The 22747-nt window shown below is 73.5% G+C and carries 17 protein-coding genes; 7 read left to right on the top strand and 10 right to left on the bottom strand.

The window, feature by feature from the left end; genetic code table 11:
* Positions 1-156: 156 nt before the first annotated feature.
* Positions 157-1362, top strand: a complete 1206-nt coding sequence (locus AB0F56_RS00150; protein WP_362002374.1) for a helix-turn-helix domain-containing protein — start codon at positions 157-159, stop codon at positions 1360-1362.
* A gap of 506 nt (positions 1363-1868) precedes the next feature.
* Here AB0F56_RS00150 and AB0F56_RS00145 read toward each other — a convergent pair.
* Positions 1869-3023 (bottom strand): glycerate kinase, encoded by a 1155-nt coding sequence (locus AB0F56_RS00145; RefSeq protein ID WP_362002372.1) that lies wholly within the window; start codon positions 3021-3023, stop codon positions 1869-1871.
* 112 nt (positions 3024-3135) lie between these two features.
* Here AB0F56_RS00145 and AB0F56_RS00140 point away from each other — a divergent pair, with 112 nt between their 5' ends.
* From AB0F56_RS00140 to AB0F56_RS00130, 3 genes are read left to right on the top strand one after another with little or no spacing between them, the layout of a single operon-like run.
* Positions 3136-4827 carry a BCCT family transporter gene (locus AB0F56_RS00140; RefSeq protein WP_362002370.1) on the top strand — a complete coding sequence of 564 codons (1692 nt, stop codon included), beginning with the start codon at positions 3136-3138 and terminating at the stop codon, positions 4825-4827.
* 45 nt (positions 4828-4872) lie between these two features.
* A complete protein-coding gene (locus tag AB0F56_RS00135) occupies positions 4873-5946 on the top strand; it encodes an ADP-ribosylglycohydrolase family protein (protein WP_362002368.1) in 1074 nt (357 codons plus the stop codon).
* The gene (locus AB0F56_RS00130; RefSeq protein WP_362002367.1) at positions 5943-6434 is read left to right on the top strand and encodes an NUDIX hydrolase; all 492 of its coding nucleotides are present in this window, start codon (positions 5943-5945) and stop codon (positions 6432-6434) included. Before AB0F56_RS00135 ends, AB0F56_RS00130 begins: the two co-directional genes overlap by 4 nt.
* A gap of 9 nt (positions 6435-6443) precedes the next feature.
* Here AB0F56_RS00130 and AB0F56_RS00125 read toward each other — a convergent pair whose 3' ends face one another.
* The 4 genes from AB0F56_RS00125 to AB0F56_RS00110 all read right to left on the bottom strand — a co-directional run bounded on the left by AB0F56_RS00125 (position 6444) and on the right by AB0F56_RS00110 (position 10319).
* Positions 6444-6863, bottom strand: a complete 420-nt coding sequence (locus tag AB0F56_RS00125; RefSeq protein WP_362002365.1) for a universal stress protein — start codon at positions 6861-6863, stop codon at positions 6444-6446.
* A gap of 1 nt (position 6864) precedes the next feature.
* The gene (locus AB0F56_RS00120; RefSeq protein ID WP_362002364.1) at positions 6865-8418 is read right to left on the bottom strand and encodes an APC family permease; all 1554 of its coding nucleotides are present in this window, start codon (positions 8416-8418) and stop codon (positions 6865-6867) included.
* 104 nt (positions 8419-8522) lie between these two features.
* Positions 8523-9743, bottom strand: coding sequence for a saccharopine dehydrogenase C-terminal domain-containing protein (locus AB0F56_RS00115; protein WP_362002362.1), 1221 nt, complete (start codon positions 9741-9743; stop codon positions 8523-8525).
* 96 nt (positions 9744-9839) lie between these two features.
* Positions 9840-10319 (bottom strand): NUDIX domain-containing protein, encoded by a 480-nt coding sequence (locus tag AB0F56_RS00110; protein ID WP_362002361.1) that lies wholly within the window; start codon positions 10317-10319, stop codon positions 9840-9842.
* A 65-nt stretch (positions 10320-10384) separates the two neighbouring features.
* Between AB0F56_RS00110 and AB0F56_RS00105 the strand changes: the two genes are divergently transcribed.
* Complete coding sequence (locus AB0F56_RS00105; RefSeq protein WP_362002359.1) at positions 10385-11101, top strand: Sir2 family NAD-dependent protein deacetylase; 717 nt, start codon at positions 10385-10387, stop codon at positions 11099-11101.
* Positions 11102-11108: 7 nt separating this feature from the next.
* Here AB0F56_RS00105 and AB0F56_RS00100 read toward each other — a convergent pair whose 3' ends face one another.
* Both AB0F56_RS00100 and AB0F56_RS00095 read right to left on the bottom strand, forming a co-directional pair.
* The gene (locus AB0F56_RS00100; RefSeq protein WP_362002357.1) at positions 11109-11612 is read right to left on the bottom strand and encodes a methylated-DNA--[protein]-cysteine S-methyltransferase; all 504 of its coding nucleotides are present in this window, start codon (positions 11610-11612) and stop codon (positions 11109-11111) included.
* A gap of 7 nt (positions 11613-11619) precedes the next feature.
* Complete coding sequence (locus tag AB0F56_RS00095; RefSeq protein WP_362002355.1) at positions 11620-13101, bottom strand: AlkA N-terminal domain-containing protein; 1482 nt, start codon at positions 13099-13101, stop codon at positions 11620-11622.
* A 254-nt stretch (positions 13102-13355) separates the two neighbouring features.
* On the opposite strand from AB0F56_RS00095, the gene AB0F56_RS00090 reads away from it, so the two are divergent.
* On the top strand, positions 13356-16127 hold the full coding sequence (locus AB0F56_RS00090; RefSeq protein ID WP_362002353.1) for a SpoIIE family protein phosphatase: 2772 nt from the start codon (positions 13356-13358) through the stop codon (positions 16125-16127).
* 33 nt (positions 16128-16160) lie between these two features.
* Here AB0F56_RS00090 and AB0F56_RS00085 read toward each other — a convergent pair whose 3' ends face one another.
* The gene (locus AB0F56_RS00085) at positions 16161-18218 is read right to left on the bottom strand and encodes a SpoIIE family protein phosphatase (RefSeq protein WP_362002352.1); all 2058 of its coding nucleotides are present in this window, start codon (positions 18216-18218) and stop codon (positions 16161-16163) included.
* Between the two features lie 280 nt (positions 18219-18498).
* Between AB0F56_RS00085 and AB0F56_RS00080 the strand changes: the two genes are divergently transcribed.
* Positions 18499-20427, top strand: a complete 1929-nt coding sequence (locus tag AB0F56_RS00080; RefSeq protein WP_362002351.1) for a cellulase family glycosylhydrolase — start codon at positions 18499-18501, stop codon at positions 20425-20427.
* On the opposite strand, the gene AB0F56_RS00075 is transcribed toward AB0F56_RS00080, so the two are convergent.
* Positions 20366-21598, bottom strand: a complete 1233-nt coding sequence (locus AB0F56_RS00075; RefSeq protein WP_362002349.1) for an aromatic amino acid transaminase — start codon at positions 21596-21598, stop codon at positions 20366-20368. The two genes, AB0F56_RS00080 and AB0F56_RS00075, sit on opposite strands and share 62 nt — an antisense overlap.
* Positions 21591-22559 carry a DMT family transporter gene (locus AB0F56_RS00070; protein WP_362002347.1) on the bottom strand — a complete coding sequence of 323 codons (969 nt, stop codon included), beginning with the start codon at positions 22557-22559 and terminating at the stop codon, positions 21591-21593. The genes AB0F56_RS00075 and AB0F56_RS00070 overlap by 8 nt, the downstream gene beginning before the upstream one ends.
* Positions 22560-22747: the final 188 nt, after the last annotated feature.

The following is a 22747-nucleotide window of genomic DNA, read 5'->3' as shown; positions in this document are numbered from 1 at the left end:
AGTGGCGCTCACCCCAGCACCGCGCTGCCCGCCCGTCCACGTGCGGCGGCCGAAACGCTGCCGGTGACCAGCGGGCGCGGCGGTGGGTTGTGCACGCGCACAACACCGCGTGTCAGGGGCCTGTCGGGAAGGGGGCGGGGGTGGCATCCTCCGGGCATGGGACGGCGCAGACCGCGGACCGGCGACGACTGGAAGCTGCTGTCGGAGGCGTGCACGGCGCTTCTGGAGCGGCTGCCGGAGCTGGTGGACGAGCATCTGAGGGAGTTGCACGAGTACGAGCCGGCGTACGGCCGGATCGTGCCGTACGACCAGCACTGGCGTGAGGCCCAGGAGGCCCTGCGGATCGGGATCGAGATGATCTCGGCGCCGCGGGACTCGCCCCGGCGGGACCTGGAGCACGCGGACGAGCTGGGGCGGCGGCGGGCGGAGCAGGGCATGCCGCTGGAGCTGGTCGTGCACGCGTACCGGCATGCGGGGCAGCTGGTGTGGGACGCGCTGATCGAGGACGCGTCGGGGTTTCCGTCCCGGCTCGCCGCGCTGACGCAGTCGGCGACGATCATGTGGTCGGCGGTGGACGCGCAGGCGGACACGGCGTCGGAGGCGTACCGGGCGACGGAGCTGGAGCTGCGGCGGCGTACGGACGAACAGCTCCAGGCGCTCCTGGACGCGCTGCTCCACGGGCAGCGCTCGCCCGAGGTCACGTCACGGGCGGCGGCGGGCCTGGACCTGCCGGAGCACGGGCGGTACGCGGTGGTGGTGCTGCGGCACGACCGCCGGGAGGTGCCGGAGCCGTTCCACCGGCGGCTTCAGGGGGCCGGGGTGCGGTTCCTGTGGCGGATGGGCGCGGACTGCGAGTTCGGGGTCGTGTCGCTGACGGAGGGCACGGGCCTGGACGCGCTGTCGGAGCTCCTGGAGGGGCGGTGCCCGGGTCCGGGCGGGATCAGCCCGGTGGTGACGGGGCTGGCCGAACTGGGCCGGGCGCGGCGGCTCGCGGAGCTGGCGCTGCGGACGAGTCCGCCGGAGTCGCGGCAGATCGTCCGCCTCGACCGCCGGATGGCGGGGGCGCTGGTGGTGGGGCAGCCGGAGCTGGCGGGCCTGCTGGTGGCGGACGTCCTGGGGGCGCTGCTGGAGCTGGACCCCTCGGATCGGGCGATCCTGCTGGAGACGCTGGACGTCTGGCTGGACTGCGAGGGCTCTGCCGGGCGGGCGGCGTCCCGCCTGTACTGCCACCGGAACACGGTCTTCAACCGCCTGCGCCGCTTGGAGCAACTGACCGCGAGGTCCTTGTCCCGCCCGAGGGACCTGACGGAGATGACCCTGGCGCTGGACGCGTTCCGCTTGACGGGGGTGGGGGCGGGGTGAGGCGGGCGGGCCCCGTGCCGGGCGGCGGGTGCGCCTCGCCGGGACCTGGGCCGACCGCCGCCGGTGCGGCGGGGCCGGGGGCTTCCCGCCCGGTGGGCGGGGGCATCTCCCCCACCCCACCCCTTCCCGAAACCCTGCCGGGGCTGGTGGGCGTGAGGGGGTAGGTGCGGGGCTGCGCCCCGCGTCCCTGCCGGGGGCGCCGCCACACGGTCGCGGGGGCGGGCGGGGCCCACAGCTGCGGATGTGGGGGTACCCCTGCCACGTGGCCGGTGGCGGGGGTGAGCCACGCGTACCGCTGCGGGCAGGGCGGCAGCTTCGCACCGCCGGACCCCGCCGCGCTGGACGGCAGCCGCGCACTGGCGGCGACCCCGCCCCGCTGTGGGCAATCGTCCCGCTGGGGCGGGACGGGTGGGCACAGCGGGACGGCGCCCTGGCGGGCGCGTGCGCTCCGTGGGCCCGGCTGCGGCAGCTTCGCGCCGCGGCCGCGAGAGGGCCTCGCCCAGGGGCTACGCCAAGTAGTCCCTGGCGATGGTTGCCGCTACCTCTTCCAGCAAGGGGCCCGCGTTCGGGATGGACTTGGACGGGTCCGGTTCCAGAGCCGAGAGGGGGTAGGCGCGGCTGATGCCTGCCGTCGTCAGGGCGGTCTCCGTCAGGGCCAGGCGGCCGCAGACCGCTACGACCTCCTTGCCCGCCGCGCGGGCCGCCGCCGCGACGCCCGCCGGGGCCTTGCCGTGGAGGGTCTGTTCGTCCAGGGAGCCCTCGCCCGTGATGACGAGCGTGGCCCGGTCGAGGGCCGGGGCGAAGCCCAGGACGTCCAGCATCAGCTCGATGCCCGGGCGGAAGCTCGCGTTCAGGCCGACGAGCGCGCCGTACCCGATGCCGCCCGCGCCGCCCGCGCCCGGCGCGACCGCGCACTCGGACGCCTTGGGGCCGATGGCCTTCTCCAGGACCGTCACGAAGTGCGTGAGCGCCGCGTCGAGGGTCTGCACGTCCTCCGGGGTCGCGCCCTTCTGCGGGCCGTAGACCGCCGGCGCGCCCTTCGGGCCCGTCAGGGGGTTGTCCACGTCGCTCGCCAGGATCAGGTCCACCGAGGCGAAGCGCTCGTCCAGGCCCGACAGGTCCGCCGTCGCCAGGGACGACAGGGCCGCTCCGCCCGGGCCCACCGGCTCGCCCGCCTCGTCCAGGAAGACCGCGCCCAGCGCGGCCAGCATACCGGCGCCGCCGTCCGTCGTCGCGCTGCCGCCGACGCCGAACACGATCGTCGTCGCGCCCGCGTCCAGCGCCGCGCGCAGCAGCTCGCCCGAGCCGTAGGTCGTCGACGTCAAAGGCGCGAACACGCCCGTCGGCAGGAGCTGGAGGCCCGAGGCCTCCGCCATCTCCACGACCGCCGTCGTGCCGCGCAGCGCGAACGCCGCCGTCACCGGGTCGCCGACCGGCCCGGTCACCCGTACCTCACGGCGTTCGAAACCGGCCGCCACCGCGGCCGCGACCGTACCGTCGCCGCCGTCCGCCACCGGCAGGGTCTCCACTTCCAGCTCCGGGACGACCCGTCGCAGACCTGCTGTGACCCGCTCCGCGACCTGTACGGCCGTGAGCGAGCCCTTGAACTTGTCGGCCGCGACGAGTACGCGTGCGACCTCAGTTACTGCTCCGTCCGTCACCTTGCATCCCTTGCTTTCGAACGTGCAGTCGCGCCGTGGCCGACCCTATCCGCACCCCCAGACGGCGTGCCACCCCCTGATAAGGCGATATTCCGCACCATAGTGGGGCCATATGAGCTCGGAATCGGATCCGATCGATCAAAAGTCCCTCGGCCCCGGCCCCGCCGCCCCCGCCCCCGACCTCACCGTCGTGGGCATCGGCGTCGCCGCCGTCGTCGCCATGGTCGCCTGGGCCGCCCTCGGCAAGGACTCCTTCGACAGCGCCTCGACCTCCGCGCTCAGCTGGGTCCTGAACAACTTCGCCTGGCTCTTCGTGATCGCCGCCGACACCTTCCTGGTCCTGTGCGTGGTGATCGCCGTCAGCCGTTACGGACGGATCCGGCTCGGGCCCGACGACTCGGAGCCCGAGTTCACCAACCTGGCCTGGATCGCCATGATGTTCAGCGCCGGCATGGGCATCGGTCTGATGTTCTACGGGGTCGCCGAGCCGCTCCAGCACTATCTGTCGCCGCCCCCGGCGAGCGGCGCCGCGCCCGGCACCGGTGCGGCCGCCCTCAACGCCATGGAGTACTCGTTCTTCCACTGGACGCTCACCCCGTGGGCCATCTACGGCATCGCGGGCCTCGCCCTTGCCTACGCGGGCTTCCGCAAGGGCCGGGGCTCGCGGCTGAGCTCCGCGTTCGTCCCGCTGATCGGCGCCCGCAGGGCGGCGGCGTGGCAGGGGCAGGCGATCGACCTGCTCGCCGTCTTCGCGACCGTCTTCGGCACGGCGACCAGCCTCGGCGTGGGCGCGCTCCAGGTCTCCAAGGGCCTCAACCTGACGATGGACGTCGAGGACTCCACGGCCACCCAGCTGATCATCATCGCCTCACTCTCCGCCGCCTTCGTCCTGTCGGCGTTCTCGGGGCTGCACAAGGGCGTGAAGTGGCTGTCGACGATCAACATCGTCCTCGCCGCGTGTCTGATGCTCTTCGTCTTCCTCCTCGGCCCGACCGTCTACATCCTGGACTCCATCCCCGCCTCCCTCGGCGGCTATCTGCACGAGCTGCTGCCGATGGCGAGCCGTACGGGCGCCTTCACCGACCCCACCTGGCTGGGCGCGTGGACGATCTTCTACTGGGCGTGGTGGCTGTCCTGGGCGCCGTTCGTCGGCACGTTCATCGCCCGGATCTCGCGCGGCCGCACCATCCGGGAGTTCCTCATCGGGGTGCTGCTCGTGCCGAGCGGGGCGACGGTCGTCTGGTTCTGCGTGATGGGCGGGACGGCCGTCCGGCTGGAGTCGACCGGCGCGGCGGATCTCGCGGGGGCGGTGCAGGACGGGGCGGAGGCCTCGCTCTTCGCGATGCTGGACGCCCTGCCGATCGGCACGCTGACGTCGGTGATCGCGATGCTCCTGGTCATGACGTACTTCGTCACCAGCGCGGACTCGGCATCCCTGGTGATGGGCTCCCTGACGAGCCGTGGGTCGCTCCACCCGCCCACCTGGCTCGTCGTCACCTGGGGCATCCTCATGGCCGCCGTCGCCGCGGTCCTGCTGGTGGCGGGCGGTCTGAACTCGCTGCAGACTGCGACGATCCTCGTGGCGCTGCCGTTCGTGCTCGTGATGCTGGCGCTCTGCTGGGCCCTGCTGAAGGAGCTGCGCGAGGACCCGGGCGCCGGCCCGGCCCGGCACCACGCGCTGCACGGCGTAGGGGACGCGGTGCGCGCGATGGTGGGTGACGCGATGACCGAGCAGGGCGCCGCGCGCCATCACCGCCTGCGCCGCGCGGCGAAGTCCCGCAGCGACACCGATGACGAGGGCTAGCGTGTTCGGCGGGCGGGGTGGGGGCGCAGCCGGTAGACCGGATGTATGGCGTTCAAGGAGAGCGAACTCGGCGACCGCATCCTCGGTGGCTGGACGGGGCGGATCGCCGGGAACATGCTCGGCAAGCCCGTCGAGCGCGGCGATCTGTGGACGCCCGAGCTCATCGACCAGTACCTGCGCGTCACGGACGCCCTCCCGCTCACCGACTACCTGCCCCCACCCCCGCCCGACGCCCTGGCCCAGGGGTTCGAGCTGCGGCCCGAGTGGCCGCAATGCGTACGCGGGCGGATCCGGGAGAGCTGCCGGGACGACGACGTCGACTACTCGATCCTCGGCCTGCACCTCCTGGAGACCCGGGGGTTCGCCTTCACGACCGAGCAGGTGGGCGAGGTCTGGCTGCTGCGGCTGCCGTACCTCCAGACGTTCACCGCCGAGCGGACCGCCTACCGCAACCTCGCCAACGGGCTGAAGCCGCCGCTCACCGCCACGTACGACAATCCGCACCAGGAGTGGATCGGCGCGCTGATCCGGGCCGACGTGTACGGCTGGACCTCCCCCGGCGACCCCCGCCGCGCCGCCTCGCTCGCCCGCAGGGACGCGGTGCTGTCGCACACGGGGAACGGGGTGTACGGAGCGATGTGGGCGGCCGCCCTGATCGCCGCCGCCTTCACCGCGCCGGACGTCCGCACCGCCCTGGAGACGGCGCTCGAACGGATCCCGGCGAGCAGCCGACTGGCGCGCACGGTCCGACACGCGATGGCGCTGCACGAGTCGGGCGTGGAATGGTCCGACGCCCTCGCCGAACTCGCGGAACGGACGGCAGGCCTGGGCTGGATCCACACCGTGCCGAACGCGGCGGTCCTCACGGCCGGACTGCTGTACGGAGGCGGCGACTTCACCGCCACGATCGCCCTGACCGTACGGGGCGGCCTGGACACCGACTCGAACGGGGCCACGGCCGGCTCGGTGGCGGGGGTGATGTGCGGGGCGGCGGCGATCCCGCCGCAGTGGTCGGAGCCGCTGCGGGACCGGGTGCGCAGTGCGGTGTTCGGCTTCGACCGGGTGCGGATCAGCGAGCTGGCCGAGCGGACGCTGCGGCTGGCTACGCTGACCGTATGACGACGAACGACTACGCCTTGTACATCGCCGGCCTGCCCCGCGTCCTCGCCGGAGCCGCCGCGCTCTTCCGGGACGGCGAGGGGCGCGTCCTGATCGTCGAGCCGAACTACCGCGAGGGCTGGACGCTGCCCGGCGGCACGATCGAGTCGGACGCGGGTGAGACGCCCCGTCAGGCGGCGCGCCGCGAGACGGCGGAGGAGATCGGCCTGGACCTGGAGCTGGGGGCGCTGCTCGCGGTCGACTGGGCGCACGGCACGGAGCGGCCGCCGATCGTGGCGTACATCTACGACGGCGGGGTGCTGCCGGACGAGCGGTTCGCCGCGATCCGGCTCCAGGAGGAGGAGTTGCTCTCCTGGAAGCTGATCGACCCCTCCGAGGCGCCCGCCCATCTCCCCGGCTCGCTCGGCCGGCGGGTGGTCGCGGCCCTCGACGCCCTGGCGCGCGGCGGCGGCCCGGTGGAGCTGGAGAACGGCCGCCCGGTCCGCTGAGCCCGGAGGCTAGAGGATGTCCGGCGGTACGCAGAGGACGGGTACGTGGGACATGTGCAGCAGCTTGTGCGGGGTCGAGCCCAGGAGCGCGCCGCGCATCGGGCTCTCGCCCCAGCTGCCGACCACGATGACGCGTGCGGCGTGCCGGTTCGCGGCGTCGATCAGGGCATCCGGGGGCTTCTTGTCGATCACCTCGACGACGGTCGGTACGCCCACCCGGTCGGCCTCCGTGACCGCGTGCCGCAGGCCGCTGCGGCCCGCCTCCCGGATGGCCGCCTGCTGGGACCGGTACTCCTCGCCCAGGGGACCGGGGACCGCGGCGCCGTAGACCAGGACGAGGGTCTCGTCGAAGGCGCGCGCCACCTCGACGGCGATCCGCAACGCGCGGGCGGCGCCGGGGGATTCGTCGTATCCCAGCACGACCGACATCTCAGCTCTCCTCGCCGGAGCCGGAGCCGGAGCCGTGGCCGTGGCCGTGGCCGTGGCCGTGCACCAGGTCGGGGTCGGCCACGCCGGGGCGTTCGCTCCAGAACGCCGGTGCCATGAAGCGTCGGACGATCATGATGACCACCCCGGTGAGGGCGATGCAGATGCCGATGACGAGCGGGGGCCCGAGGCCGAACCACGAGGTCCCGCTGTAGGAGTTGGCCGGGTCGGACATGTCCGAGACCGACTTCACGAGCAGCCAGGTCAGCAGTCCGGCGCCGACCAGCGGCCCGAGGCCGATCAGCAGGAAGTTGTGCACGCTCTCGAAGAGATGGCGGCGGTAGTACACGACGCAGGCCAGGCCCGTGAGCGCGTAGTAGAAGGAGATCAGCAGCGAGAGCGCGGTCAGCGAGTCGTAGAGGGCGTTGCTGCTGATCTGGTTCACCACGAGGTACCAGCCGATGGCGATGGCGGCGACCCACCAGGTGCTGACGTCAGGGGTACGGAAGCGCGGGCTGATGTGGCCGTAGTGCTCGGGCAGCGCCCGGCGGCGGGCCATGGACAGCGCGGTGCGCGAGGCCGGGATGATGGTGGTCTGGGTGGAGGCGATCGCCGACGTGGAGACCGCGATCAGCAGGATCCAGTCCCAGCCGCCCAGGACGTCCCCGGCGAGCTGGGCGAAGATGAACTCCTCCTCGTCCGCGTTCTCGGCGAGGAACGCGGGACCGGCGTAGGCGACGACCGCGAAGCCGACGGACACGTAGGTGACGAGCAGGATGACGGTCGACCAGAGGCCCGCCCGGCCGGGCGCGCTCGCCGAGTCCCTGACCTCTTCGGTGAGGTTGACCGCCGACTCCCAGCCCCAGTAGATGAAGACGCCCAGGAGCAGCCCGCCGGTCAGCGCGGCGCCGCCGGCGCCGAAGGGGTTGAGCCAGCTCCAGGAGGGCTCGGCCGACTCGTAGACGCTGGTGTCGGCGTAGACCGCGTAGAGCGCCACGGCGACGAAGATCAGCAGACAGGCGACCTGCGCCAGGATGAGGACGTTCTGCACCTTGGCCGACAGCTCGGTGCCGATGACGCACACGGCCGTCATCACGAGGATGAGGAGCACGGTGAGCAGTTGGCGTACGAAGGCGTTGTCCACCCAGCTGTCGAGTCCGAAGGCGAGCAGCGCGAAGCTCACGGCCACGTCGGCGAGCGAGCCGACGACCAGGACGCCGGTCATGGCGATGGCCCAGCCGCCGAGCCAGCCGGCCCAGGGGCCCATGGCGCGGGTGACCCACGAGAAGGTCGTGCCGCAGTCCTGGTCGACCTTGTTCAGGTAGTAGAACGCGGACGCGATGAGCAGCATCGGCACGAAGGACGCGAACATCACGCCGGGCGCGTAGATCCCGACCAGGGCGACGACGGGGCCGATGACGGCCGCGAGGGAGTAGGCGGGCGAGGTGGAGTTGAGTCCGATGACGAGGGCGTCGACGAACCCGATGGCATTCGCCTTCAGACCCGCGGGGCGCCCTGCGGGCGCGGCGTCCTCGGGGGCGGTTTCTTCGGTGGCCATAGGTCCCTCCGCCCCGGTCGTACCCGGACAGAACAGGGAGACTGCTGCCTTCATCGTAAGGAGGCCCCGTCCGCCCCGCATGTGCGGGAGGCCGGGCTCGACGGTCACTGTTCGCGCATGCCCCAGGGCGCGCCGTACTCCGTGAGCAGGTCGAGGAAGGGGGCCGGGGGCAGCGCCTCGGGGCCGAGGACGCCCCGGCCGCGCCAGGCCCCGGTCGCGAGGAGCTCGAGGGCGGCGACCGGGTTGACGGCGGTCTGCCACACGACGGCCTGGCTGCCGTACTCGCGCATCGACCACTGGTTGTCGACCACGTGGTACAGGTACACCTCCCTGGGCCGGCCGTCCTTCGTGCCCTTCACCCAGGTGCCCGCGCAGGTCTTGCCGTGCATGCGGTCGCCGAGGGTCGCGGGGTCGGGCAGACAGGCGGCGACGACGTCGCGCGGGGAGACGGCGGCCTCGCCGTCGGCGCCGTGCACGGTGACCGGGTCCGTGCGGTCGAGGCCCAGCTTGTGGAGGGTGCGCAGGACGCCGATGAACTCCTCGCCGAGGCCGTACTTGAAGGTGACGCGGCGGGCCTTCACCCATCGGGGGACGAGGAGCACCTCCTCGTGTTCGACGTTCACGCACTCCACGGGCCCGATGCCCTCGGGGAAGTCGAAGACCTCCGGCTCGCTGAACGGCTCGGTGGTGAACCAGCCGCGCCCCTCCTCGTAGACGACGGGCGGGTTCAGGCACTCCTCGATGGTCGTCCAGATGCTGAAGGACGGGGCGAAGTCGTAGCCGTCGACGACCAGGTTCGCGCCGTCGCGGACGCCGATCTCCTCGATCTCGTCGAAGAGCGTGTCGGCGGCGTGCCGGGCGAAGACGTCCGCGAGGCCGGGTTCCACGCCCATGCCCACCAGGGCGAGCCGGTCCGCCGCCTCCCACTCGGCGGCCCGGTCGAACTGCGCGTCCCCCAGCTTCACTCCGCACTCCTCGTACGGACGCGTGGGGTGCGGCCGGGACAGGGACATCGCCATGTCGAGGTAGTGGGCGCGTTCGGCGAGCGCGGCCTCGAAGAGCGGCAGGACGAAGCGGGGATCGGTGGCGTTGAGGAGGACGTCGCAGCGGTGCTCGGCGAGGGCCGCCCGTACCGCGGCCGGGTCGGAGGCGTCGAGCCGGGCGGCGGTGAAGCGGCGCTCGTCCGCGCCGAGGGCGGCGACGGCGGCCTCGGCCCGCCTCGGGTCGTAGTCGGCGACGACGACGTGCTCGAAGAACGAACGGCGGGCCGCGATCCTGGTGATCGCCGTGCCCACACCGCCCGCCCCGACCATGAGGACGCGCATGAGACCGCACTCCTTCGTCGACCGGTGCGGCACCGCTCCGTTCGCAGAAGGGAGCCGGCACCGCCTCCCTCCCGATGATGCCGTCTCGCCCGCGGTTCAGCGCGGGGTGTGCTCGCCTCCGTCGCGGGTGGCCGCGCGGAAGCGGGCGAGGCGGTCGGCGAGGTCCGGCGGCCAGAGGGCCTCGTCGGCGGCCGCGAGCTCCTCGGGGCTCCACCAGCGTCCGTACTGGATGCGATCGGCCGCGTGCGCGGCGGTCAGGTCCCCGGCCGGTTCGCGGCGCGGCCCGTACGCCACGTAGACGTGCTCGTGCTGTCGTACGCGCACGCCGACGCGGGTGAAGTCGTGCTCCCAGGTGAACAGCAGCTCGCCGGGTTCGATCCCCTCCCAGCCCGTCTCCTCCCGCAGCTCGCGCACCGCACCCTCCCGGGGGCTCTCCCCCGGTTCGAGCCCGCCGCCGGGCATCGCCCAGTGCACGCCGTCCGCGTCGTTGTCGTAGCGGAAGAGGAAGACGGCGCCGTGGGGGTCGAGGACGGCGATCCGGGCGGCGCGGCGCGGGGTGGGGCGTGGGGTGGGCATGGCGGGAACGTAGCAGCCGGTAATCCGTTCGCGGGAGGCGTTCGGACCGGCCTACGCTCGGCCCCATGACCATGGTCGCGATTCTCAGCGGAGCCGGCATGTCCACGGACTCCGGCATCCCCGACTACCGGGGCCCCGACGGGGTCTGGACCCGCGACCCGGAGGCCGAGAAGCTCGCCACGTACGAGCACTACATGGCCGACGCCGACGTCCGGCGCCGTGCGTGGCGGATGCGGCTCGACGGGCCGGTGCTGCGGGCCGAGCCGAACGCGGCGCACCGGGCGATCGCCGGGTTCGAGCGGACCGGGAACCCGGTGCGGGTGATCACGCAGAACGTGGACGGGCTGCATCAGATCGCCGGGCTCTCGGAGCGCAAGGTCCTCGAACTGCACGGCTCCGCACGGTCGGTGGTGTGCACGGCGTGCCACGCCCGCTCCTCGATGGAGGAGGCGCTCGACCGGGTGCGGGCCGGTGAGGACGATCCGAAGTGCTCGGTGTGCGGCGGGATCCTGAAGTCGGCGACGGTGATGTTCGGGCAGCGCCTTGATCCGGTCGTGCTGGCCAACGCGATGTCCATCGCCAAGGGCGCCGAGGTGTTCATCGCGGTCGGTACGAGCCTCCAGGTGCAGCCGGCCGCCTCGCTCGCGGGGATCGCCGCCGAGCACGGGGCGCGGCTGATCATCGTGAACGCCCAGCCCACCCCGTACGACGAACTCGCCGACGAGATCGTGCGCGAGCCGATCGGCACGGCGCTGCCGGCGCTCCTGGAGCGGCTCCGCTGAGCGGGATCTAGAACAGCGCGTCCTCGGGCGCCGCGGCTCCCGACTCGAAGGCCAGCAGCCGCCGTTTGCGGTCGAGGCCGCCGCCGTAGCCGGTCAGGGAGCCGCTCGCGCCGACGACGCGGTGGCACGGTACGACGATGCTGACCGGGTTCTTGCCGTTGGCGAGGCCGACGGCGCGCGAGGCCCCGGGGTTGCCGAGCTCCTCGGCCAACTCGCCGTAGCTGCGGGTCTCGCCGTACGGGATGCGGCACAGCAGCTCCCAGACGCGGAGCTGGAACGGGGTGCCGATCAGCTTCAACGGCAGCTCGAAACGGTTGAGTTCACCGGCGAAGTACGCGTCGAGCTGGCGGACCGTCTCGCCGAAGGGGCGCGGGTCCGGTGCGCCGAAGGTCTCCTCGGCGGGGCGGTGGCGCTGGCCGGTCATGTGGATACGGCTCAGGACGCCGTCGACGGCGACCAGGGTCAGCGCGTCGTACGGGCTGTCGATGACGGTGTGACGGACGTCGGTCATGGCTTCCTCAGGACGGGAGGTGGTTGATCGGGTGGCTGTCGGTGGCCCAGAGGTACTGGACGGCGTACGCGCGCCAGGGGCGCCAGCGGGCGGCGCGGGTGGTGAGCGCGGCGGGGGTGGAGGGCAGGCCTAGGCCTTCGGCGGCGCGGCGGACGCCCAGGTCGCCGGGGAGGAAGGCGTCGGGGTCGCCGAGGGCTCGCATGGCGATGACCTCCGTGGTCCAGGGGCCGAAGCCGGGCAGGGCGTGGAGCCGGGCGCGTGCCTCGTCCCAGTCGGTGGCCGGGCCGAGGCTCAGGGAGCCGTCGGCGAGGGCCCCGACGAGGGTGAGGAGGGTCGTGCGGCGGCTGCGGGGCAGCGCGAGGGAGTCGGGGTCGAGGCCGGCGAGCGCCTCGGGGGTCGGGAAGAGGTGGGTGAGGCCGCCCTCGGGGTCCTCGACGGGGACGCCGTGCGCGGTGACGAGCCGGGCGGCGTGGGTGCGGGCGGCGGCCGTGGAGACCTGCTGGCCGAGCACGGCCCGTACGGCGAACTCGGCCGCGTCGACGGTCCTCGGCACGCGCCGCCCGGGCGCCCGCTCGACCAGCGGGGCGAGCAGCGGGTCCGTGCACAGTTGTTCGTCGACGGCGACCGGGTCGGCGTCGAGGTCGAGCATCCAGCGGCAGCGGCTGATGGCGAGGGTCAGGTCGCGGGGGTCGGTGAGGGAGAGCCGGCAGGCGATGTGGTCGGTCCTGGGGGTGAGGGCGACGATGCCGTGGCCGTGGGGCAGGGTCAGGGTCCGCCGGTACGCGCCGTCCCGCCACTCCTCCACGCCGGGGACGGCGGTCGCGGCGAGGTGGCCGAAGAGGTTGGAGGGGTTGAGCGGGGCGCGGAACGGCAGCCGGAGCGCGATGACGCCCGGGGTGCTCGGTGTGTCGGCGGGGACCGGTGAGCGGGCCGCTCGGGTGCGCAGCTCCCCGGGGGTGAGCGCGAAGACCTCGCGGACGGTGTCGTTGAAGGTCCGGATGGAGGCGAACCCGGCCGCGAAGGCGATCTCGGCCATCGGCATCGGCGTCGTCTCGATGAGCAGCCGCGCGGTCTGGGCGCGCTGGGCGCGGGCCAGGGCGAGCGGTCCCGCGCCGAGTTCGGCGAGGAGCTGGCGTTCGATCTGGCGGGTGGAGTAGCCGAGCCGGGCGGCGAGCCCGGGCACGCCCTCGCGGTCCACGATGCCGTCCTGGATCAGCCGCATGGCCCGGGCGACGGCGTCGGCGCGGACGTTCCACTCCGGGGAGCCGGGGCTGGTGTCGGGGCGGCAGCGCTTGCACGCCCGGAACCCGGCGCGCTGGCAGGACGCGGCGCTCGGGTGGAACACCATGTTCTCGGCCTTCGGCGGGACGACCGGGCAGCTGGGACGGCAGTAGATCCGGGTGGTCAGGACGGCCGTGAAGAACACGCCGTCGAAGCGGGCGTCCTTCGACCTGACGGCCCGTACGCAGCGCTCGGTGTCGGTGTACATGGCTCCATCGTCGAGGACCGCGGACGCGTCCGCTGGCGAGAAAACGACATGGACCTCGCCTGACCGGGCACGCGCCGGACCTCCCGGCTCGCCTCGGGTCCCGCCCGGTGGCCCGGTCCGCCTCGATATCCGACCGTGAGGGGAGCAGCATGGAAGCAGTGGATCCCCGAGGCCGCCGGCGGGCCGAGGAACCGAGGAAGTGGACGGGTGACTGCACAAACCCTGACGACAGCCGAATCACCGAGAAGCACCCCATGAGCGGACGGCTTGGCCATCGGCCCAAGGGGCTGGGGCTGCGCAGTGTCGCGGGGCAGGTGTTCGCGCTCCAGGCGGTCATCGTCGTGGTGCTGGTCACCGTGGGCGCGCTCGCCCTGATCTTCCAGGCCAGGTACAACACGGAGACCGACGCGCGCAACCGCTCCCTCGCCGCGGCGGAGGCCTTCGCGCACGCCCCCGGGCTCCTCGAGGCCCTGCGGGCGCCCGACCCGAGCGCCGAGCTCCAGCCGCGGGCCGAGAGCGCCAGGACGGCCGCGGGGCTCGACTTCCTCGCAGTGATGACCCCGGACGGGATCCGCTACACCGACTCCCGGCCCGAGCTGATCGGACAACGCACCACCGGTGACATCGCGCGGGCCCGTGGGGGCGAGTCGTTCACGGAGATCTTCCACGGTGAGCCGTCGGACGCGGTCCGGGCCATCGTCCCGGTGCGCACCGACGACGGTGACATCGTGGGCCTGGTCAGCACCGGCATCGACGTCGAGAACGTCGGCAACGTCGTCGAGGGCCAGCTGCCGCTGCTGCTCGGTACGGCCGCGGGCGCGCTGCTGCTCGCGGTGGGCGGCGCGGCGCTGGTGAGCCGGCGGCTGCGCCGGCAGACCCACGGGCTCGGGCCGGTCGAGATGACCCGGATCAACGAGCACCACGAGGCGGTCCTGCACGCCGTGCGCGAGGGCGTGCTCATCATCGACGCGGACCGGCGGCTGCTGCTCGCCAACGACGAGGCCAGGCGGCTGCTCGACCTCGGGCCCGACGCCGAGCGGCGGCACGTCACCGAGCTGGGTCTCGATCCCCGTACCGCCGCGCTGCTCTCCGCCGACCGGGTCGTCAACGACGAGGTGCATCTGGCGGGCGACCGGCTGCTCGCGGTCAACGTACGCCCCACCAAGCCGTACCGGGGCCGCCCCACCGGCACCGTGATGACGCTGCGGGACTCGACCGAGCTCGCCAGCCTCTCCGGCCGCGCCGAGGTCGCCAGGGGGCGGCTGTCGCTGCTGTACGAGGCGGGGGTGCGGATCGGCACCACCCTGGACGTGGTGCGGACCGCCGAGGAGCTGTCGGAGGTGGCGGTGCCGCGCTTCGCCGACTTCGTCACGGTGGAGCTGCCGGAATCGGTGCTGCGGGGCGAGGAGCCGTCGCGGGCGCTGAGCGAGATGCGGCGGACCGCGCTGCGGGGCGTCCGCGAGGAGCATCCGTTCCAGCCGGTGGGCGACCGGATCCGGTGCGTCGTGCCGACCACCCCGATGGCGCAGGCGCTCGACAGCGGTCACGCCGTGCTGGTGGCCGATCTGTCCCAGGCGGACGGCTGGCGGGCCCAGGATCCCGAGGGCGCCCAGGGGGCCCTCGACTACGGGCTGCACTCGCTCGTCGCGGTGCCCGTGGTCGCCCGGGGCGTGGTCCTGGGCATGGCGAACTTCTGGCGTTCGGAGACCGAGGAGCCGTTCGGGGAGGAGGACCTGAACTTCGCCGAGGAGCTGACGGCACGCGCCGCGGTCTCCATCGACAACGCTCGCCGCTTCACCCGCGAGCACGAGATGGCGGTGACCCTCCAGCGCAGCCTGCTCCCCCGGATCCTGCCCGACCTGTCGGCCGTGGACGTGGCGTTCCGGTATCTGCCCGCCAAGGCGGGGGTCGGCGGCGACTGGTTCGACGTGATCCCGCTGCCGGGTGCCCGGGTGGCGCTCGTCGTCGGCGACGTGGTCGGGCACGGGCTGCACGCGGCGGCCACCATGGGCCGGCTGCGGACGGCGGTCCTCAACTTCTCCACCCTGGACCTGCCGCCGGACGAGCTCCTGGGCCACCTCGACGAGCTGATCGACCGGATCGACCGGGGCCCGGCGGAAGGCGGCCCGGAGGGCGGCACCACGACCGACGGCGGTACGGGGGCCGCCCAGGGCGGCGAGGGGCAGGAGCGGATCACCGGCGCCACCTGCCTGTACATCATCTACGACCCCGCCGACGGCCGCTGCACCATGGCCCGGGCCGGGCACCCCGGGCCCGCACTCGTCCATCAGGACGGCCTGGTCGAGTACCCCGAGCTGCCCGCGGGCCTTCCGCTCGGGGTGGGCGGGATGCCGTTCGAGACGACCGAGCTGTACCTGCCCGAGGGCTCGCGTCTGGTGCTGTTCACCGACGGCCTCCTGGAGGACCGCGACCGGGACTTCGACACCGGTCTCGCGCTGCTGCGCGACGCGCTGGGCACCACGGCCCGCAGCCCCGAGCAGGCCTGCGCCGACGTCCTGACGAAGGTGCTCGTGCCCGCGCCGGACGACGACATCGCGCTGCTCGTCGCCGACACCCGCCGCCTCGAACCCGAGCGGATCGCGGAGTGGGACGTTCCGCCGGACCCGGCGGAGGTCTCCCGGATCCGGGGCGCGGGCGCGGCGCAGCTCGCCGCCTGGGGCCTGGACGAGGTCGCGTTCACGGCCGAGCTCATCCTCAGCGAGCTCATCACCAATGCCATCCGGTACGGCGCCGAGCCCATCCGGGTCCGGCTGCTCCGCGACCGCCGGCTGATCTGCGAGATCTCCGACGGCAGCAGTACGGCCCCGCACCTGCGGTACGCGGCGACCACCGACGAGGGCGGCCGCGGGCTCTTCCTCGTGGCGCAGTTCGCCGAGCGGTGGGGCACCCGCTACACCGACCGGGGCAAGGTCATCTGGGCCGAACTGCCCCTGACCACCGCCGGCTCGGAGCTGCCGCCGCTGCCGGAGCCGGACCTGGACGCCCTGGAGGACCTCGCCTGGTGAGCCGGGGCCCGGCCCCTGCGGGCGGACGTCACCTCAAAGAGACGTACGGGCCAGCAGCACCGCCACGTCGTCCGGGGGCGCGCAGGGCAGGAGCTGGTCGAGGATGGCGTCGCAGACCTGGCTGAGCGGCCGTTCGAGGTCGACCAGTGCCTCGGCGAGCCGGTCCATGCCCTCGTCGAGGTCGCGGTCCCGGGCCTCGATGAGGCCGTCGGTGTACAGCACCAGGAGGCTGCCCGGGGGCAGCAGCACCTCCTCGGTGGCGAAGTCCTGGCCGCCGGTGCCGAGCGGGGTGCCGGGCGGCCCCTCCAGGAAGGTGATCAACCCGTCGGCGGTGGCCACGGCCGGTGGCGGGTGTCCGGCGCGGGCGAGGACGACGCTGCCGGTGGCCGCGTCGTGGACCGCGTACACGCAGGTCGCCATCTCGTCCTCGCCCAGGTCGGCGACGACGGCGTCGAGGGAGCGGAGCAGCTCCGCGGGGGGCACGCCGTGCCGGGCGAGGGTCCGTACGGCCGTACGGAGCTGGCCCATGACGGCCGCCGCGTGGATGCCGTGGCCCATGACGTCGCCGATGACGAGCCCGGTCCTGCCCTCGGGCAGGGAGATCACGTCGAACCAGTCGCCGCCGACGTCGTGGTCGCTCGCGGGCAGGTAGCGGCCGGTCAGCTCCAGGCCTTCGGCCTTGGGCAGGACGTTGCTGGTGAGGCTGCGCTGGAGGGTGAGGGCGGCCTCGCGCTGGGTGGTGTACAGGCGGGCGTTGTCGATGTTCAGGGCGGCGCGGGCGACGAGTTCGTCGATGAGGACGAAGTCCTGTTCGTCGAAGATCTCGCGGTCGTAGAGCCGGGTCACGGAGACGGTACCGAGCACCTTGCCGCGGGCGACGAGCGGCACGATGCGGGCGCAGCCGATGCTGGCCTCGAAGTAGGCGCGCAGGGGTTCGGTGCGCGGGTCGGGGAAGAGCGCGGGCAGGTCGGAGTGGTAGAGGTTCATCGGCCGGGCGTCGGTGATGACCTGCTCGTACACCGTGCCCAGCGGGATCTGGAAGGTCTGTCCGGGGACGAGCACCGCGGTGGGGGCGGTCGGGTCGGGGAAGACGGCGGCGAGGCGGCGCAGCAGTCCGTGGGTGGAGGCGCCCGCGTCGTCGGGTTCGAGGACGGATTCGAGCAGCTGGACGTCGGCGGAGTCGGCGAGCTGCGGGACGAGGAGGTGGACGATCTCCTCGGCGGTCTGGCGCAGGTCGAGGGTGGTGCCGATCCGGGTGCCCGCCTCGGCGAGCAGGGCGAAGCGCCGGTTGGCCCGTTCGGCCTCGACGAGCGCCCGCTGGCCCTCGGTGATGTCGATGAGGGAGGCGATCAGGCCGAGCCGGCGGCCCGAGCCGTCGACCAGCGGGGCGTAGGAGCAGGACCAGGTGCGGTCGTGGTCGGGGTCGGCCGGGGTCCGGCCGGTGCGGCGTACGTCGACGACGGCCCGGCCGCTCTCCAGGACCTGCCGCATGGTCGCTTCCAGGGCGACGGCGTTGACGCCGGGCACGACCTCGGTGAGCCGCTTCCCGAGGTGTTCGGCGGGCAGGAGGCCGTTCATCCGCGCCAGGGCGTCGTTGACGCGGATGAACTTCAGGTCGGTGCCGAGGGTGGCGAGGCCGATCGGCGACTGGGTGAAGAGGCTCTGGAGCGCGGCGAGCGAGTCCCGCATGCGCAGGACCTCGGAGGTCTCGACCGCGATGAGCATGGCCCCGGGCCGCCCCTGGGGGTCGACCTCGGGGACGATCCACATCTCCATGGTCACTTCGTGACCGTCCCGGTGCCGCACGGGCAGGGTGCCGACGACGGTCTCGCCGGAATGGACGCGCCGGGTCAGCTGGTCGGCGAGTTGCCGGTTGGCGTCGGGCACCAGAATGGGGGCGGCGGGGCGGCCGATCACGTCCTCGGGGCGGTATCCGAGCAGGTCCTGGGCGGCCAGCGACCACTCGACGACGCGCCCGTCCCCGTCCTCCCGCCAGAGGGCGATCGGGAGGACTTCCCGCAGGACACCGGCGTAACCGATGGCCGCCGGCGGTCGCTCCGGCATCTGGCTCGCCGACTCAGTAGTGTCCAACGGTTCGACCTAACCCCGGGGGGTGCTCTCCTACCCGATCACCCTATCCGAGCCCTAGTCACGGAGCCCTGCGGTACGGCTCCAGCGGGTGGCGGGGCGGCGACCGGGAAGCGGGGGCCACCCGGGAAGCGGGGGCCGCCCGGGAAGCGGGGCCGCCGGGGAAGCAGGGGCCGCTGGGGCAGTGGGGCCGCCGGGGAAGCGGGGCCGCCGGGGGTTCCGCCGTCACCGACCCGCCGGTAACTTGGCGCCGCCCACTCCCCACCGTCCTGGCAGGTACGAGATGCAGAGCTTGTTACGCACAGCCCGAGGCGCCCTGCTCGTGGGCGCCCTGCTGGTCCCGGCCGTCGTGCCGGGCGCCGCCGCGGCGCAGCCCGGCCCCTCCTCCGTGACCCCCTCCGCGGCGCCCGTCGCGGCCGCCGTCGACTGGACGCCGCCGCTGTCCACGCGCGGCCGGTACATCGTCGACGCCGACGGCGGCCGCTTCCGGCTCCGCTCCGCCAACTGGGACGGCGCCCAGGGCTCGTGGAACGGCTCGGGCGACATCGCCGACCCCGCCAACCACCACGCCGGGCAGAACGCGAACGGCATCCCGATCGGCCTGGACCGCACCCCGCTGTCCACGCTCCTCGCCGACTTCCGCGCCCTCGGCCTGAACAGCATCCGGCTGCCGTTCTCCAACGAGATGCTGCGCGCCACGGCGCCCGTGCCGGACTCGGCCGTCGCCGCCAACCCGGGGCTGCGCGGCAAGAACCCGCTCCAGGTCTTCGACGCCGTCGTCGCCGCCCTCACCGACGGCGGGTTCGCCGTCGTCCTCAACAACCACACCGTGACGACCCGTTGGTGCTGCGCCGTGGACGGCAACGAGCGCTGGAACAGCAGCGGTCAGTCCACCGCCCAGTGGGCCGACGACTGGGTCTTCATGGCCAAGCGCTACCGCGCCAACCCGCGCGTGGTCGGCGCCGACCTGTACAACGAGGTCCGCCGGGACATCTGGGACGACCCCAACTGGGGCCTCGGCGACAACCACGACTGGCACGCGGCCGCGCAGGAGGCGGGCGACCGCATTCTGGCCGAGGCCAACCCGGACCTGCTCATCGTGGTCGAGGGCATCAACTGGCAGGGCATCCCGGTGGACGGCCTCCCGCACGGCCGCCCCACCCTCACCCCGGTCCGTACCCTCTCGCACACCCTGGTCGTGTCCAACAAGCTCGTCTATTCGGCGCACTTCTACGGCTACACCGGCCCGAACCACAGCGGCGCCACCGGCATGGGCGAGACCACCGACCCCCGCTACCAGGACCTCACCCGCGAGCAGCTCCGCCAGGTCGTCCACGACCAGGCGCTCTACGTCTCCGCCGAGACCGGTACGCACTTCACCGCCCCGGTATGGGTCAGCGAGTTCGGCATCGGCGCCGACGAGCGTGTCGACAAGCCGCGCGCCTGGTTCGGCAACCTGACCGAGCTGCTGCGGGACGCCGACGTGGACTTCGCGTACTGGCCGCTGGTCGGCTGGAACAACGGCTCGGGCGGCGGGGACAGTTGGGCGCTGCTGCGGTACGACTCCGAGGGCCGGCGGACCGGCGTCCTGGACGCGGGCGACTGGCGCACCCCCGCCTGGAACGGCCTGGCCTCCACTCCGGGGCGCACCGGGCCCGTTCCCGTCTCCACGGCGTGGTACCAGCTCACGACCGACCACCGCGACCACAACGCCTCCCTGCGGGTGCGGGCCGGAGGCGACTGGGACAGCGGCGCCCGTAAGGCCGTCTGCCCCGACGGTTCGCGGCTCGCCGGGCTCAGCCACACCGGGGGCCGGGGCCTCTGCGTGAGCTCGGGGCTGCGGGCCGCCTCCGGCGGGCACACCGTCGTCCGCGACGAGTCGCACGTCCCGGCGGGCGGCGACTGGGCCTCGGGCTACACCAAGTATCAGTGCCCGTCAGGGCAGTTCCTCATCGGGTACAGCCTGCGGGGCGCCCGTGTCTCCGCCGCGCTGTGCGCCCCCGCGGGCACGGCGCTCCCGGCGGCCGCGGGCCGCACGCTGTGGTTCGACCGCGGCGACAACCGCCCGGCCGGCGCGCCCGGCGGCGAGTACGCGCAGGGCCACTACAAGGGGCAGTGCGCGCCGGGCGAGTACGCGGCCGGGATCGCGTTCACCACGCGGTTCGGGGCCCGGCCGTCGCCGGCAGCCCTGCTGTGCCGCCCGGCGGCGTAGCCGGGGAGTCCAGCGTGGCGGCGACGGCCTGCGCCAGGAACGGGATCCGGTGCGCGCAGACGCCCGCGATGTTGATGCGTCCGGCGTTCGTCCCGTAGACGCCGGACTGTCCGCGCATCCGGCGCATCTGCTCCGGTGTCAGAGGCAGCATGGAGAACATGCCCTTCTGGCGCCGGAGCGAGGCCGCCACGTCCGGGCAGCCGAGGGCCTCCAGGTGGGCGACGAGGTCGGCCCGGTTGGCGGCGATCCGGCCGCGCATGGCGTCGAGTTCGGCCCGCCAGGTGGCCCGTAGCCCGGCGTCCTCCAGGACGGTGGCGACGACGGCCGCGCCGTGGTCGGGCGGCATCGAGTACAGGACGCGGGCGGCGTTCTGCAGGGCCGTCTCGACGTGTCGCAGCGTCTGCCGTGACGGGCCGAGGACGATGGCGCAGCCGGTGCGGTCGCTGTAGAGGCCGAAGTTCTTGGAGCAGCTGACGGCGATCAGGACCTCGGGCAGCCGGTCGGCCAGCATCCGGGTGGCCCACAGATCGGCGTCGAGGCCGTCGCCGAGCCCGTGGTACGCGAGGTCGACGAAGGGGACCCAGCCGTTCGCCTCGGCGAGCCCGGCCAGCGCCTCCCAGGTCTCCGCGGCGGGGTCGGCTCCGGTGGGGTTGTGGCAGCAGCCCTGGAGCAGGACCACGTCGCCCCGGCGCGCGGCGCGCAGATCCTCCAGCATGACGTCGTCGCCGCCGCCGTATCCGTACGTACGGACCGTGAGGCCTGCGCCTTCGAGGATGGGGCGGTGGTTGACGTACGCGGGGTCGCTGATCCACACCGTGGTGCCGGGGCGGGTCTGGCGGACGAGATCGGCGAGCAGGCGCAGGGCCCCGGTGCCGGCCACGGTCTGGACGGCCGTCGCGCGGGCGGTCCTGGCGTCGGTGCCGAGGACCATGGAGAGCATGGCCCGGTTGAAGGCGGTGTTGCCGGACAGGCCCCGGTACTCCTTGGAGACGGCCCGGTCCGCCAGGCGTATCTCGGCCTCCTTGACGGCGGCCATGACCGGGGTGGCCCCGGTGTGGTCGCGGTAGACCCCGAGGACGAGGTCGAGGCGCTCGGGGCGCGGGTCGGCGGCGAACTCGGCCGACAGGTCCCACAGCGGGTCCACGGGCGGGGCGGAGAGCAGCTCAAGCATGGGCGGCGACCTTGGTTCGGGGGCGCCGGTTGGCGAGCGCGACGCCGAGGGTGATGAGGGGGACGCCGACGAGGACGGACAGGGTCGGCGACTCGTCGAGGAGGGGTACGGCGAGCAGGACGACGGCGACCGGGCTGAGGGAGCCGACGACCGAGCTGCGCTCGGGGCCGAGGCGGCGGATGGCGAACGCGTACAGCAGTCCTGCGCACAGCCCGACGCCCAGGCCCTGGACGACGAGGAAGAGGGCGATGTCACCGGCGGCGGCGTGGGCGATCCCGGTCGGCAGGACGCCGGTGAGCGCGAGCAGGGCGACGACGGCGAAGGACGGCAGGCAGAGCAGACCGATGGAGCCGACCGGGTCGAGGTCGACCTCGCGCAGGCCGACGGTGTAGAGGGCCCAGAGCCCGCTGGCGAGCAGCAACGTTCCTGCACCGAGCAGGACGTCCGCGTCCAGGGCGGCCGTGTACCGCCAGACCAGGGCGGCGACTCCGGCGACGATCAGGGCGAGCCCCGCCGCCTGCGTACCGCGAGGGGCGCTCTTGCCGCCCGCGACCATGAGCGCGGAGACGAAGAGCGGGACCATGCCGGGGACGATCGCGCCGACGAAGGCGGCCGAGGTCAGCGAGCCGCCGTACATGGCGGCGAGGAAGAAGGGGACGCCCGCCCCGCAGACGATCTTGGCGGCGGTCGCGGGGCGTACCGCGACGAGCTGCCGTCGGCGCCGCCAGAGGGCCGGGGCCAGGACGACGAGCGGCACGCCGAAGCGGAGGAGGGCCGCGTCGGCGGGCAGGAGGGTGGAGGCGCCGAGGGCGCGGGCGCTGAGCGCGAAGGCGGCCCAGATGGCGACGGTGAGGAGCAGGGCGACGAGGCCCACGGCCTGCGGCGAGAGCGTAATGCCGGTCCGGGTGGCGCGGCGCGCCTGACCCAGCGGCGGTGCTCCCGCCGTCCGTATACCCCCCACGAAGGAGCCTCCCGCTCGAATCCACTGCTTTCGAGCAACGGTAGGGCTTGGGGCGGGGCAGCCGATTGCCAGTTCTGCCCTCCAGACCTAGCGTGAGGGCAGAATCTGCCAAGGATCGGCCGGGACCGGTCGTGGAGCGGCCGGGGATCTGTCGGGGATCCGCCGAAGAGCGGTCGAGGACGTGCGAA

This window comes from Streptomyces sp. NPDC026092 (genome assembly GCF_040638605.1).
Classification (GTDB): Bacteria; Actinomycetota; Actinomycetes; order Streptomycetales; family Streptomycetaceae; genus Streptomyces.
The sequence above is the reverse complement of the archived record's forward strand: the minus strand, read 5'-3'. Positions and strand labels throughout refer to the sequence as shown.

Bases quoted from the DNA above. Each gene is read 5' to 3' on its own strand.
- AB0F56_RS00075 (WP_362002349.1), bottom strand. From the start codon at position 21,598: ATGCTTGAGCTGCTCTCCGCCCCGCCCGTGGACCCGCTGTGGGACCTG.
- AB0F56_RS00150 (WP_362002374.1), top strand. From the start codon at position 157: ATGGGACGGCGCAGACCGCGGACCGGCGACGACTGGAAGCTGCTGTCG.
- AB0F56_RS00105 (WP_362002359.1), top strand. From the start codon at position 10,385: ATGACCATGGTCGCGATTCTCAGCGGAGCCGGCATGTCCACGGACTCC.
- AB0F56_RS00090 (WP_362002353.1), top strand. From the start codon at position 13,356: ATGAGCGGACGGCTTGGCCATCGGCCCAAGGGGCTGGGGCTGCGCAGT.
- AB0F56_RS00100 (WP_362002357.1), bottom strand. From the start codon at position 11,612: ATGACCGACGTCCGTCACACCGTCATCGACAGCCCGTACGACGCGCTG.
- AB0F56_RS00110 (WP_362002361.1), bottom strand. From the start codon at position 10,319: ATGCCCACCCCACGCCCCACCCCGCGCCGCGCCGCCCGGATCGCCGTC.
- AB0F56_RS00135 (WP_362002368.1), top strand. From the start codon at position 4,873: ATGGCGTTCAAGGAGAGCGAACTCGGCGACCGCATCCTCGGTGGCTGG.
- AB0F56_RS00140 (WP_362002370.1), top strand. From the start codon at position 3,136: ATGAGCTCGGAATCGGATCCGATCGATCAAAAGTCCCTCGGCCCCGGC.
- AB0F56_RS00125 (WP_362002365.1), bottom strand. From the start codon at position 6,863: ATGTCGGTCGTGCTGGGATACGACGAATCCCCCGGCGCCGCCCGCGCG.
- AB0F56_RS00130 (WP_362002367.1), top strand. From the start codon at position 5,943: ATGACGACGAACGACTACGCCTTGTACATCGCCGGCCTGCCCCGCGTC.
- AB0F56_RS00120 (WP_362002364.1), bottom strand. From the start codon at position 8,418: ATGGCCACCGAAGAAACCGCCCCCGAGGACGCCGCGCCCGCAGGGCGC.
- AB0F56_RS00080 (WP_362002351.1), top strand. From the start codon at position 18,499: ATGCAGAGCTTGTTACGCACAGCCCGAGGCGCCCTGCTCGTGGGCGCC.
- AB0F56_RS00095 (WP_362002355.1), bottom strand. From the start codon at position 13,101: ATGTACACCGACACCGAGCGCTGCGTACGGGCCGTCAGGTCGAAGGAC.
- AB0F56_RS00115 (WP_362002362.1), bottom strand. From the start codon at position 9,743: ATGCGCGTCCTCATGGTCGGGGCGGGCGGTGTGGGCACGGCGATCACC.